A 13,501-nucleotide genomic window follows, 5' to 3' on the forward strand; every position below is an offset into this window, starting at 1 on the left:
AATGCCAGCACGCGCACGACCTTATCGTGCGCACTCCCTCCTGCGGTATTCATCTATTCAAGAAGAAGAGGTCGCTGCATGCGTGCACATTGGCCCGTGGTACCTGCTGTCCTGTGTTTGACCTTTGCAACGGACCTGAGAGCCGCTGGCTTTCTCGAAGACAGCCGGGCAAACGTCGACTTCAGAAACCTGTATTTCGATCGAGACTTTCGCCAGCCTGGAGGTAACAGTGCAAACGGTCAAAGCCAAGCACGGGAGTGGGGTGAAGCCGCCGTTCTGACACTCCAATCCGGATTTACTCAAGGTACGTTTGGGCTGGGGATCGATGGCGTCGCCATGACCGGCCTCAAACTCGATTCCAGCCCAGATCGTGCAGGCACCGGTATGTTCCCAACTGAGCGTGACGGACGTTCGGATGATGAATTCAGCCGACTGGGCGCGAGCTTCAAATTGAAGTACTCCAAGACGCTTGTTCGCTCGGGCGTCATGGCCTTTCGTAAGCCCGTGCTTCAAAGCGCCGACTCTCGGCTGCTACCTGGGCTGTTCAAAGCCACCACGCTGGAATCCAGTGAGCTGGCGGGCCTCACCCTTCAGGCTGCACGCGTGACCAAAACGATGGGTTTGGATTCATCTAACTGGGAGCGGCTGACCAGCCGCTATGGCGGGCGCAGCGAGGATTTCACCCTGTACGGAGCGGATTACGCGCTGAATGACAAAAGCCAAGTCCGGGCTTATTACGGAAAGCTGGACGGCATTTACCAACACACGCTGGCCAATTACCAAGGGCGCGTCGATTTCACGGCGGATCGACACCTCTCTTTCGATTTGCGCTGGGCGAAGGCGGAAGAGGTAGAGGACTTTCGCGACATCGACAACAGGGCAGTGGGCGCCTTGGTAGGGTTCCGCCAGAAGCACCACACATTGAGTCTGGGCTTCCAGAAGATGAGCGGGCACGATGCTTATCCGTACGTAAACGGAACCGATCCCTACCTTGTTAACTTCGTTCAGATCCTGCAGTTCTCCAATGCTGGAGAGCGTTCATGGCAGTTGCGCTACGATCTGGATCTGGCCGCATGGGGTGTTCCTGGGTTGAGCTTCATGAGCCGATACGTCCGGGGCGACCAAGTACAACTTTCGAGCGGCGGCGAAGGACGAGAATGGGAGCGCAATAGTGAGCTCACCTATGTCATTCAGGGCGGCTCATGGAAAAACGCCTCAATCAAATGGCGCAACGCCACTGTCCGCTCAACCTTTGGTAATGATATCGACGAAAACCGCCTCGTGATCAGCTACCCACTGAGCCTGTTCTGATGGATCATCGATTCATAGATCGAACGCCCCGCTTGGTAGCGGGGCTATCCGCCGGATCGAGTTCGTGGGGAATCAATGAATACGCGTTTCATCGAGGCGTTCTTACAGATTGCAAGGCTGAAAAGCTTCAGAGCCGCGGCCGAGCATCTGCACCTGACCCAAGCTGCCATATCCAACCGGATCGCTTCGCTTGAAGAAGAGATCGGTGCTCGGTTGTTTGAGCGGGAAACACGAGAGCTCAAGTTGACTGCGGTCGGCTCGCGGCTGGTCGACTATGGCGAGCGCATGCTGGATTTGGAACAAGAGATCCGCCATCTGGGTCGGCCCAGTCACGAAGTTTTGGGGTTAGTGCGCATTGGTGCGGTAGACAGCGTTGTGCATACTTGGCTGATTGCCTTCCTGAAGTGCCTGCAGTCGACTTACCCGGGTATCGAGGTTCAGCTGACCTCGGAAACCAGCGCCGGTGTTCATAAGGCATTACGTGATGGGGTGATCGATATCGCCCTGCAGACGCATCCTATCGAAGGTGACGGTATCACCAGCATTCCCTGCCTCTCGATTGCCACAGGGTGGATAGTCAGCAACCAGGCGATGATCAGTGCCCAGCAACCCATTCTGGATTTGCTGGGGCAGCCGACCATCACCATGAGCCAGAACTCACAACCCCATCTGGTCCTTAAAGAGCTTTACCGCAGGTTCAGCCTCCCGGTCGGCAAGACGCACCATGTCAGTTCGATATCCGCACTGGTGCAACTGGTTCAGGCTGGTTTTGGCAACGCGTTTGTTCCTCTTGCGCCGGTGCGCTATGCCATCGAGTCGGGTCAAGTGAGGCTGGTGGACTGCGGGCTGGCAATCCCCAACCAGCCGTTGGTTGTAAGCTATACCCAAGCGCATTCGTCCGAGGCTATTCGGTTGGTAGCAGAGCTTGCGTGCCGTGAATGCGATCAATACGTACGAGCCTTGGTGCCTCCGTACGCTGCTACCTGACGTTGACGAATTCATGCAGCGCTATTCAAACAGGGTGATAGACCGCAAACTCTCCGAACGCGCGGCGTGCATCACCGAAGAAGCCCCTGAGGCAGTGGTACGCATCGGTGAACCTGGATTGGGGAGAGCAGGATGTCGATATCTTGCCACTCGACCCAGCTAAGTGGGCACTGCGCGCGGCAAACCAAGGCAAAGCCGATCAACTGTGGTCCATTTCCAGGCAAAGGAAACCCCGACACATGATGCCGAGGTCTTTTTTCAGTTGTTCCCAATTACCCTCGCCAGAGGCTTCGGCCGCAGAGCCAAGCCCCAGGAATCGTGCCAGTGCGGCATAGGTGATCGAAAAGCACGCCTCTACCGCATGGGGCGGATTCGGATGGCGGATATCAGCGCAGCACTCCAGCAATAGGCTCTGAAAACCATGGGCAGCTTTCAGGTAGCTGGCTTTGCCGCAATTGGCGACGTGCTTGTCCGATGCGCGGCCCATCAGCGGACGCAACAGGTTGGCATGGGTCTTGAGGTGTTCGGCGAGCATCTCCACCACTGCAGGCACACGCTTGTCGAGTGGCAGCTCGCGCGCGCGTAAGGCGCTTAAGAGGGTGGCCCACTCCGCATCGATTTCGGCAAGTACATTGGTCATTACCGCCAGGAACAGATCATCCTTGCCTTGAAAACGCGCGTAGATTGACCCCACCGAGACCCCTGAGAGCTTACTGATCGCGCCGATGGTGAGCTGCTCAAACGTGCCATCGCGTAGTAACTCACGTGAAGCGGCCATCAGGCGCTCAAGGGAGGCTCGACTGCGGTCTTGTTTGGGTTGCTTGGCGCCAGGCGCAATGGACATGGATCTGCCTCTGGTTGGAAATGAAACGCTGATTTTAACTGCTGCAAGAAAGATTGTGTCGCGAAGGTCATACATTAGCGGGCATCTGGACGTGTTGACGAGCTTTGGACGAGCTGCTATTTTCTGCAAATAGAACGTGCATTCTATTTAGGTGGATTGCTCACGCATAACAAGAAAAGGTAATTATTCCATGGCTCCCATTACCATCCTCCATCCTTGTCTCTCGCGGCTTTCAAATGACGGCTTGTTTTCAGTGCTGCAGACGTTGGCGCACGTGTTCTGAGATCTTCCCTGGCACCGTACTTCAGGTCTAATTTCGACAATTATCTAGAATCAGAATTCCGATTCAATAATAAGAAGGGTTTTTCTATGCGTTTTTCAGTGTTCCTTGTAGGCCGCTCCACCGCCGCAGAAGACGACAAGGCGGTCATGGACGCGTTGATCGATCACGCCTGTCAGGCTGAAACCCTGGGTTTCGACGCGATTTTCATGCCCGATCACCACTTCACGGGCTACGCACCGATGTCCAGTGACCCGTTCATGTTCGCCGCGTATCTGGCCAGTCGGCTCAAACGCGTGCACTTTGGCATGTCTGTTACCACTGTGCCGTTGCATCACCCGGTGCGTTTTGCCGAACGTGTCAACCTGCTCGATCAGTTGACCGAGGGCCGCCTGCTGGTAGGTATCGGCAGCGGTACTACACCTGAAGAGATGATCGGTTTTGGCGTGAACTACAAGGAAGCATCGGCTCTCTTGCAGGAAAACCTCGACTTGGTGCAACGGCTTTGGGACAAGCGCGTCGAAGATGAGCCGATTACCTTCGAGACCAGCCATTACAAAGGGGCAGTGGTACAGCGCATCGTACCTACGGCGTTCCAGCGGCCGTTCAATCGCATCATGCCAGTGGCACTGCGTGAAACCAGCATGCAGCGCGCCGCTGATATGGGCTGGCCGGCGTTTATCCCTGCATTCACTCCTCCGGTACCCGCCAGCGCCGAGCCCTTCGAGCACCTTAGTCGGTACTTCACGCGCTACCGCGACGCCCTGGAGGCCGCCGGGCATACCCAGCAGGTGGTTGACCATTGCTTGTCCTGGACCACTCACACCTACCAATGCGTGCACATCGCAGAAACCGATGAACAGGCCGAGCAAGAGCTTCAGATAATCCTCAAGGCATACAAGCGCGCGATCGACCGCGAGTATGAATTCAACAAGCGAGCCGAGCAGATCAGCGGCGTTGAGTTGCATCCACACCCCGATTGCTTCAGCCGTGAATGGATCAAGACATGGTGCCTGCACGGTAGCCCGGAAACCGTTGCTGCAGAGCTGGAAAAGCACCGTCAGCTGGGTATCGGCAACGTGCTGATGGGCTTCACCAATGGCCCCCTCACGCAAGAGCGAGTGCGCTATGGCCGTCAGTCCATGGAGCTGTTTGCCAAACACGTCATGCCTCGTTTTCAGTGACCGCCGGAGCCCTTTCCCATGACAGAAGCCAATACTCTTAAACCTTTGAAACAAGGGCCACTCATCGTCGGTATCGGCGGCACTACCCGTTCCGGCTCAAGCACCGAGCGCGCGCTTGCCTTTGCCTTGCAGCATGCCAGGCAATGCGGTGCCCGCACCCTCATGTTCGGCGGCGCCGAGCTTGCACAGCTGCCGGCATTCAACCCCGAGGATAATACCCGCAGCGCTGGACAGTTGGCGCTGATCGAAGCCGTGCGCCAGGCGGACGGCATTATCCTCGCCACACCTGGCTACCATGGTGGTGTCTCGGGGCTGGTAAAAAATGCGCTGGACCTTCTCGAAGATCTGCGTGACGACACCCGTGTGTACTTCGACGGGCGTGCGGTAGGCTGCATCGTCACCGCCGCCGGCTGGCAGGGTTGCAATACAACGTTGGGAGCCTTGCGTTCGATCGTCCATGCGATGCGCGGCTGGCCTACGCCATTGGGCGTGACGTTGAACACCGCCGGCGTAAAGCTGTTCGACACCAGTGGCAGCTGCACTGATGAGCGGGTCACCCAAGCGTTGCAACTGGTGGCCGAACAGGCGTTGGCAGCCCCTGTACGGGTTGTGGCTGCGGAGCTTGAAAATGCCTGGTGAAGATCTCGCCGAAAAGCTGATGTTCACCGCCGGTGCCGACATGTGGTCGACCTGCACGGATCAGCAATGGGGGCTGAGCGCGTTGCGCATGGCCGATGGCCCGATGGGCGTCACAGGTGGCCGGGTAGACGAGCGCGATGTCGCCCTATTGACCCCGTGTGGCTTGGCATTAGCGGCTTCGTGGGACGCCGAGCTGGTACAACGTGTTGGTCAGGTGATTGCCGAAGAGGCCGTGCGCATGGGCGTTCAGGCGGTGCTGGCACCCAACCTGAATTTAATGCGCAGCCCGCTGGCCGGTAGAGCATTTGAACTGTTCGGCGAAGACCCGCTGTTGATTGCACAACTGGGTTGGGCCTGGGCGCAGGGCGTGCAGCAAGAAGGCGTTGCCGCAGTAATCAAGCACGTGGTGTGCAATGACTCCGAAACCGACCGGCGCAGCATGAATGCGGTGGTCGATGAACAGGCGTTGCGCGATGTCTACTTCAAGCCCTTTGAATATGCTACGCGCCACGGTGCATGGGCAATGCTCACGGGTTACAACCGGGTCAATGGTCGGGCGTGTGCCGAGCATGAACAGGTGCTGCGCAAGTGGCTGAAGGGCGACCTGGGTTGGGACGGCTTGGTCATGTCGGACTGGTTCGGTACGCAGGATGGCATCGTCAGCTTGAATAACGGTCTGGACCTCGAGATGCCTGGACCAGGCCGACACATGGGGGCTGCGCTGCTGGGTAACCCTAGCCTTCATGCCGTGGACGAAGCGCGTCTGGACGATGCAATCGAACGTCTGCGCAGACTGACCGCACGGGCACAACCGACACAGGCACCTGACCGCTCGGCAGCGGCTACTGACAGGCGCCTGCAAGTACTCGAAGAGGCGGCTGCAGCGGGCATGGTATTGCTGCGTAATGAGGGCGATCTGCTGCCCTTGGAGTCTGACTCAAAAGGGCTGCTCGCGGTGATTGGGCCTAATGCGATCCGGCCGTGCTATCAGGGCGGGACCTTTGCCAAGGTCGCCTTGGCCGACGATGTGGTTTCGCCGCTCGAGGCCCTCAATCAGGCGTTGGCGGACACTGGCAAACGAGTCATTTATGCCCAGGGTGCTGCAGCTGAGCACCGTATACCGCCGATCACTGAACTTGATTTGTCGTGTGGGGAAGGCCAGCCAGGCTTGTTGGTTGAGTTTTTCGCCCCCGGCGCTGCTCAACCGTGCCACCGCGAAATCCGCCATGCGAGTTCGCTGGTCTGGTTCAAGGACATGCCGGGTATAGGGCCGCTGTTGACCCTGAAAGACCAGGCGCAAGTGACGGTAAACACTCGTTTCGTTGCCCCGCGCAGCGGTGAATATCGCTTTTACTGGGGCGGGACCGGGCGTGTGCAGTTGACGCTCGATGGTGCGTTGCTGGGCACCTTCGATGGTGCTACTGCCGAAGGCGACATAATGGGCAAATTGATGCAGGCGCCCCATACGACGGCGGCATTCAACCTTGAACAGGGGCAAACAGTCCGTTTGAGTTTGACCATGGACATCGCCCGCAGCCTTGCCCACGGTCTGTGGCTGGGCTGCCAGGTGCCAGAGCCTTGCGACCTTCTTTCGCAGGCGATTGCGTTGGCGGAAGAGGCCGACCACGTTCTGCTGGTGGTCGGCGAAACGGCAGACGCCGGGCTTGAGAGCGTCGACCGCTCCAGTACCCATTTGCCTGCCGCGCAGGAAGAATTGATCCGTCGGGTCTGCGCTGTGAACAACCGTACCACGGTGGTACTCAATGTCGCCCATCCGGTCGATATGGAGTGCCTGCAAGATGCCGCGGCGATCATCGTTGCCTGGTATCCAGGGCAGCAGTTTGGGCCCGCGCTGGCCAGCGTGGTATTTGGCGAGCGTGAACCGGGAGGGCGCCTGCCGGTGACCTTCGCCCGAGATGAAGCCGACTATCCGGTGTGGTCGCTGACCCCTGCTGCCAATGGCGACCTTGCTTATCACGAAGGCTGGTGGGTGGGCTATCGCAGCTTTATCGCACGTGATACTCATCCGGCATTCAGCTTTGGCTATGGGCTTGGCTATGCCCGTTTCGCGTACAGCCCTGGCGCTGTGCACGGCAAACGGGTGGATCAACTGGTGATCTCGCTGACGGTGCGCAATATCAGCGCGCGGGCGGGCAAGGAGGTGGTCCAGTTGTATCTGCTGGAGCCATCAGCCGCCGATGAACCTGCACGCCTGTCGCTTAAAGCCTTCGCTGCGGTGTTCGTGCAAGCCGGGGCCGAGCAGGAGGTTCGCCTCACGCTGCAGGCAGATGCGTTCTCCCGCTGGGACAGCCGTGCCAACCGCAGCGTATTGATCGCAGGGCGTTATCAACTGCAGATCGGACACGCCGTCGATGACGCGTTGATTCAGTACAGCCTGGCGGTGGGGCACAAGGGGGATGTTGAAGTACTTCACGATTGATCATTGATTCAAGCCTTTGTGTGATCCACAACAAAAACAAAAGGCACCTCAAGTGTGCCAGGAGTCGATCATGTCCAATGCGGTCTCTAGCAGCAAGGGTTCATCAGCCGAGCGTAAAGCTGGCGCGGCCCAAGCGCTGATACTGGTCTTTACCACGCAACTGCCGATCATGGGATTGCTGTCGCTGATCCCCATCGTTCCATTGTTGTTCGAACAGTTTGGTAGCCATCATGAAGCGCGCTTCTTGATTCCGCTGCTAATCACCGCGCCCAGCGCCTGCATCGCATTGCTCTCGCCGCTGGCGGGGTGGTTGGCCGACCGCCTGGGCAGGCGCCGTCTGTTGCTCGCTGCGGTGTTTGGCTATGGCATCTGCGGGTTCGCTCCGTACTTTTTGCATGACCTCACCTCGATTATCATCAGCCGCTTTGGCCTGGGGATCACCGAGGCAGTCATCATGACCGTGGCAAACACCCTGATGGGCGACTTCTATCCGCCCGAGCCGCGGCGTAAGTGGCTGGCTGTGCAAAGTGCGGTGGGCTCCCTATCAGGCACGACGTTGATGTTCCTCGGCGGAGTACTCGGAGGCTATGGCTGGCAAGGGCCTTTCCTGCTTTACCTGCTGGCGTTCCCGATCTTTGCAATGTTGCTGTTTTTTACCTGGGAGCCGGTTGCCCATCGCGAGCCTTCAGGTTTTGCCGGCGCAGCTTGCTTTCCGGTGCGGAAAATGGGCGTCATTGCCTTGGTCACGCTGTTTTGTGCGGTGCTGTATTACGTTGAAGTGTTGCAGGTCAGTCAGGTGTTCCACTTGCTCGGTTTGACCAGCACAGCAGATATTGGCATGGCTGGCGCGATTGCCGGGTTGGGTGTGCCGCTGGGCGCGCTGCTGTTCGCGAAGCTGTCGAAACAGGACATCCACGTTCATGTATTCACGGTGTTTACCCTGTTTGCCATAGGCCTGGTTGGGCTTGGCCAAGCCAGTACCATACCTTGGGCCGTTGGCGCAGCGTTTGTTGCGCAGGTGGGTTGCGGCATGCTGATCCCCGCGCTGATCAACTGGTGCCTGGGCAGCCTGAGTGCACAACACCGCGGCCGTGGGGTGGGTATCTGGACGGGCGCATTCTTTATCGGTCAGTTCGTCAGCCCGTTTGCAGTCACTCTGCTGGCCTCTGCGTTCGGCGGTCTGGCGACAGCAATTGTCGCCATGGGTGGAGTTGCGTCGGTTGCGCTACTGGTTGTCTGGTTTATCCCACGAAACCTGCGCCACACCTCTACGCAGACCGGCTGATTCAAAACACTGTCCTCCACTGCCTGGCTACAGGCGGTGCGGGCTTCTGCGCGCCTGAAACCTTGATCTATCAAAAACAATAAAGGATGGAGCTATGCAGTTCTCGAAGATGCTGTTTGCCTTGCTGTGCGTTGCAACCTCTCCTGTGGCGCTAGCCGTGACCCCGATGGCGGCCGAAAGCAGAACCGGCCCGGGTAACCTGCCACAAAGTGCCTTGCCTGCCGCAGCGGATGGCTGTCAGGACTTCGCCAAATTCATGCCACGCACCGAAGCGGTGCTTCATCAGACACAACCTTGCGAGACGATCGCTCCCGAATTGTTCGGATTGCGTTCGACGCTGGCCGAAAACGGTATGGGGCTGGCGCTGAATGTGCAGCCGAACTTCCGTTACGACGTACTCGGCCACAATGAAAAACCACAGTTGTATAACGGACAGAACCCAACCTACCGGCAATCGACAACCTTCAAGTTGACCTACGACCTGACCCGCATGGGGTGGGGTGGCGATGCCCAGTTTGTACTGGGCGGCACCTGGGAGTCCGGGAGTTACAAGTCAGGCAACCCCAACTTCGCGACGATGTCCAGCTTCGCTGTCAATCAGCGCTTCTACGATGGCCGACTGGAGCTTCAATACGGCTACTACAACTTGATCCGTGAATACTACGGGATGGTCTTGGGTGGGAACTCTTCTGCGGCAGCACTTGGCCCGACCAGTGTGATTCCGGTGCAACTTGGCTTGTCACTGTTTACCCCAAGCCCGGCGATTACAGTCGGCATCAAGGACCCGAGCAAGCGTTGGTACAACCGCGCGTCTGTGGCACGGAGTGCTAGCCCCAACCGCTTTCAGTACGACCTGGACGAGAACCCAAGCGGTTTTGAAATCAAGGTCAAAGGTTCTCGCGCACTGCTGGTGGACGAGATCGGTTATAAAATCGATGCGGGGGCTAATCGGCCAGCGTTCTGGGCGAGGGCAGGGGCGATTTACAACACCAGTCACTACAGCGACATGCGTAACGGCGGCATGACCGATAACAATTACGGTGGCTACGCGGCCGTTACGCATCAACTGACGCAGCCGAACAAGGCTGGCCCCCGAGGCCTGTATCTGGACGCCAAGATCAACTATGCCCCAGAGGACCGCAACCTCTACACCAAGGACTTTCAGCTCACGGCCTTCTACATCGGTCCCTTCGAGACTCGCCAGCGTGACATGGCGTCGATTGGTTTTACCCGGAGCTACTTCAGCACGTACGCGCACGATGCGGTAGAGGCGGGGGGAGGCGATGCCGAGCGCACGTCGACTGCCTTGTCCGTGTCCTATGCGGCACGTATGACCCGTGGGGTGTATTGGGTAAACGGTCTTACTTACCAGGAAGGCCCCACGTTCTCGCCAGCGCGCGATGACGCGCTGATCTTCCAAACGGGTCTGAACCTGAGTTTCTGAGGAGTCTGAATGAAGTTCACCCACATCCTGCTGTTGGCCGGGCTGAGCATGCTTGGACCACTGGGCATCGACATGTACCTGCCTGCGATGCCGACCATCACCGAGCAAATGCGTGCTGCGTCTTGGCTCGTGCAGCTTTCGCTCAGCGCCTACCTGGTCGGGCTGGCAGCAATGATGTTGGTCTACGGAGCACTTTCCGACCGCGTCGGCCGGCGACCTGTCCTGCTGTGGTCTACGGCCGCTTTCAGCCTCTGCTCACTGGCGGTAGCCTGTTCGCAGAATGCGGAGCAGCTGCTGCTGTTCCGCGTCTTGCAGGGCCTATCTGCCGGGGCCGGAGGTGTTGTCGGCCGCGCACTGATTCAGGATACGCTGCAAGGGCCGGCAGCCATGCGCGCCATGTCGCAGGTAATCATGGCGTTCGTGCTGGCGCCCGCCATTGCCCCCCTATTAGGCGGTTATCTGCTCGACGCGCTGGGATGGCGCGCGGTGTTCCTGGCTCAGGCCGGGTTCGCTGCCGCGTTGTTCGCCTGGGCACTAGTGCAGCTCGGCGAAACGCTGCAGCCAGCGCATCGCGTAAGGCTAGGTATGCGCGCCATGGGCCGCACTTACCTGGCGGTCGCCAGGGACGCGCAGTATCAGGCAATGGTCCTGGCCGGCAGCCTGACGTTCATGATCTTCTCACTCTACATCGGCGCCGCCGCCTGGTTTGTTCTGCAGGTACTGGCGTTGCAGGTGACCGAGTTCGGCTGGGTGTTCATTCCCCTGGTGGCGGGTGCCATGCTCGGCGCCGCTGTCAGTGCGCGGCAGGCCTCGCGCTGGTCACGCAGCAAGCAAATGCTGGTGGGCTACGGGCTGATGCTCACAGCCAGTGCTTGCAACTGCGCCTACTTCATTTGTACCGATTCGCCACAGGTGCCTTTCGCTGTACTGGCACTGGCGTTGGCGAGCTTGGCTTTTGCGCTGCTCAACCCATGCATCTGCCTGATGGCTGTGGAACGCCACGCCGGTTATAGAGGCATGGCCAATTCTCTGTTGTCTTTCGAGCAAACGCTTTTCTTTGCCGCGGTCACGGCATTTTTGTGCCCCGCCCTGGAGCCCAGTGCAACCGCCTTGGCGGCGGCACTGTTTGTCGCGGTGCTTTTGAGTGGTGTGATCATGCTGCGTTCCGTGACATCTGAACGGACTGTCGAACACGTGGCAGGCACCCCCTCATGACCGTTCAGTCTTTCTGCAAAATTACAGGGAGCTTCTTGAAATGAAATTGGCAACGCTTCGAGATGGCAGTCGCGATGGCTGTCTGCATTTGATTTCCCGAGACCTCACACAAATGGTATGCGCCGCAGATATCGCACCCACGCTGCAAGCAGCAATCGAGCGTTGGGGCACTGTAAGCTTTGCCCTGGAGAAGCGCTATGAAGCTTTGAATGCTGGCCAGCTGGGGCATGCACTGGCCTTCGACCCACACCAGGCGATGGCACCATTGCCGCGGGCCTGGCAGTGGCTAGACGGCTCGTGTTTTCTGAACCATGCCGACCTCATGCAGCGCGCATATCAACTTGAACCGCTGGATGGCATCGAGTCCATACCATTGATGTATCAAGGGGCTGGGGATGACTTTCTGGGGGCGACGGATGATCTGGCACTGCCAAGCGACGCGCATGGCATCGACTTTGAAGGCGAGTTTGGCGTGCTGGTAGATGAAGTACCGATGGGCTGTTCGGCCGATCAGGCGCTCGCCCATATCCGCCTGTTGGTCCAGCTCAACGACGTGAGTTTGCGCGCGCTAGGGCCGCGCGAAATGAAAACCGGCTTTGGCTTTGTGCAAGCCAAGTCGTCCTCCAGCTTTGCTCCGGTGGCGGTTACCCCTGACGAGCTGGGTGACGCCTGGCACGAGGGCAGGGTGCACTTGCCATTGAGCGTGGAGTGGAACGGCGAATGGTTCGGCCACCCCCACGGTGGCGCTATGAATTTCGGCTTTCATGAACTGATCGCTCATGCTGCGCTGACTCGGCGCTTGAGCGCAGGCACCGTGCTCGGCTCCGGTACGGTATCCAATGCCGATCGCAATGTCGGCTCGGCATGTATTGCCGAGCGCCGCGCCATGGAGATGTTGGAGCAGGGTGCGGCACGGACGCCGTTCATGCGCTTCGGCGACCGGGTGCGCATGGAGGCAAGAGACCTGCAAGGGCAGGCCTTGTTTGGCGCGATTGATCAGCGTGTGGTGCGCGCCGGTATTTGACTGAGCGCTGCCAACCCTCAACTCATTCTTCAAGGACTCAGCGCATGACGCTTCCAGGCAAACGACGCCTCGTCGACCTCTCCGTGACGTTGGATAACAACCCGTACACCGACCCGCCGCCGTTACTACCGCACATCGACTATATGGACCATCAGCAGGGATGGCCGGAAATGGCGGCGATGTTCCCCGGCCTAACCCTGGAGCAGTTGCCCGGCAAAGAGTCCTGGGCGGCAGAGCGGCTGACCCTTACCACGCACAGCGGCACTCACATGGATGCGCCATGGCATTATGCGTCGACCACCGACGGCGGCAAGCCAGCTTTCGGTATCGATGAACTGCCCTTGGACTGGTGCTTGCAAGCTGGTGTGAAACTGGATTTTCGTCACTTGCCGGATGGGCATGTGGTAACTGCAGCGCAAGTTGAGGCCGAGCTGCTGCGTATCGAGCATGACTTGCAGCCGTTGGACATCGTGTTGGTCAACACCCGCGCAGGTGAATTGTTTGGACAACCTGGTTATCTGGACGCCGGGGTCGGTATGGGGCGTGAGGCCACGCTCTATCTGCTCGATCGAGGCGTCAAGGTGGTGGGCACCGACGCCTGGAGCTGGGACGCGCCGTTCAAATACACCCGTGAACGGTTCGCTGTAAGCGGTGACGCCTCGTTGATCTGGGAAGGGCACAAGGTAGGTCGGGATATCGGTTACGGCCAGATGGAAAAACTCGCAAATCTTGCGGCGTTGCCAGCCAAAGGCTTTCTCGTTTCGTGCTTTCCCTACAAGATCAAGCATGCTTCGGCAGGTTTCGTAAGGGCGGTAGCGATTTTCGAACAGTGATGAGCGGGCCCTGCA

11 protein-coding genes are annotated in these 13,501 nt (G+C 58.7%); 10 read left to right on the plus strand and 1 reads right to left on the minus strand.

The features are described 5' to 3' along the window. Positions 1–78 precede the first annotated feature (78 nt). Together ACIPIJ_RS22680 and ACIPIJ_RS22685 are read left to right on the plus strand one after the other, a co-directional pair. Positions 79–1,311 carry an OprD family porin gene (locus ACIPIJ_RS22680; protein WP_266033123.1) on the plus strand — a complete coding sequence of 411 codons (1,233 nt, stop codon included), beginning with the start codon at positions 79–81 and terminating at the stop codon, positions 1,309–1,311. Between the two features lie 75 nt (positions 1,312–1,386). Beyond that, positions 1,387–2,298, plus strand: coding sequence for a LysR family transcriptional regulator (locus tag ACIPIJ_RS22685; protein ID WP_266033126.1), 912 nt, complete (start codon positions 1,387–1,389; stop codon positions 2,296–2,298). A 199-nt stretch (positions 2,299–2,497) separates the two neighbouring features. On the opposite strand, the gene ACIPIJ_RS22690 is transcribed toward ACIPIJ_RS22685, so the two are convergent. Beyond that, complete coding sequence (locus ACIPIJ_RS22690; protein WP_132845603.1) at positions 2,498–3,142, minus strand: TetR/AcrR family transcriptional regulator; 645 nt, start codon at positions 3,140–3,142, stop codon at positions 2,498–2,500. A gap of 369 nt (positions 3,143–3,511) precedes the next feature. On the opposite strand from ACIPIJ_RS22690, the gene ACIPIJ_RS22695 reads away from it, so the two are divergent. The 8 genes from ACIPIJ_RS22695 to ACIPIJ_RS22730 all read left to right on the plus strand — a co-directional run bounded on the left by ACIPIJ_RS22695 (position 3,512) and on the right by ACIPIJ_RS22730 (position 13,486). Continuing rightward, positions 3,512–4,606, plus strand: coding sequence for an LLM class flavin-dependent oxidoreductase (locus ACIPIJ_RS22695; protein WP_266033135.1), 1,095 nt, complete (start codon positions 3,512–3,514; stop codon positions 4,604–4,606). A gap of 18 nt (positions 4,607–4,624) precedes the next feature. Then, positions 4,625–5,245: an NADPH-dependent FMN reductase gene (locus ACIPIJ_RS22700; RefSeq protein WP_132845601.1), complete on the plus strand. Its 621-nt coding sequence runs from the start codon at positions 4,625–4,627 to the stop codon at positions 5,243–5,245. Continuing rightward, the gene (locus ACIPIJ_RS22705) at positions 5,235–7,685 is read left to right on the plus strand and encodes a glycoside hydrolase family 3 protein (RefSeq protein WP_401080777.1); all 2,451 of its coding nucleotides are present in this window, start codon (positions 5,235–5,237) and stop codon (positions 7,683–7,685) included. Before ACIPIJ_RS22700 ends, ACIPIJ_RS22705 begins: the two co-directional genes overlap by 11 nt. A gap of 70 nt (positions 7,686–7,755) precedes the next feature. Then, positions 7,756–8,970 carry an MFS transporter gene (locus ACIPIJ_RS22710; RefSeq protein WP_401080780.1) on the plus strand — a complete coding sequence of 405 codons (1,215 nt, stop codon included), beginning with the start codon at positions 7,756–7,758 and terminating at the stop codon, positions 8,968–8,970. A 94-nt stretch (positions 8,971–9,064) separates the two neighbouring features. After that, positions 9,065–10,414 (plus strand): carbohydrate porin, encoded by a 1,350-nt coding sequence (locus tag ACIPIJ_RS22715; protein ID WP_401080782.1) that lies wholly within the window; start codon positions 9,065–9,067, stop codon positions 10,412–10,414. 9 nt (positions 10,415–10,423) lie between these two features. Next, positions 10,424–11,629, plus strand: a complete 1,206-nt coding sequence (locus ACIPIJ_RS22720; RefSeq protein WP_279838989.1) for an MFS transporter — start codon at positions 10,424–10,426, stop codon at positions 11,627–11,629. 40 nt (positions 11,630–11,669) lie between these two features. Next, positions 11,670–12,653 (plus strand): fumarylacetoacetate hydrolase family protein, encoded by a 984-nt coding sequence (locus ACIPIJ_RS22725; protein WP_266033152.1) that lies wholly within the window; start codon positions 11,670–11,672, stop codon positions 12,651–12,653. Positions 12,654–12,697: 44 nt separating this feature from the next. Then, positions 12,698–13,486 carry a cyclase family protein gene (locus ACIPIJ_RS22730; RefSeq protein ID WP_401080786.1) on the plus strand — a complete coding sequence of 263 codons (789 nt, stop codon included), beginning with the start codon at positions 12,698–12,700 and terminating at the stop codon, positions 13,484–13,486. The last annotated feature ends 15 nt before the right edge of the window (positions 13,487–13,501 follow it).

It is taken from the genome of Pseudomonas sp. NPDC087185 (genome assembly GCF_044744955.1).
GTDB lineage: Bacteria > Pseudomonadota > Gammaproteobacteria > Pseudomonadales > Pseudomonadaceae > Aquipseudomonas.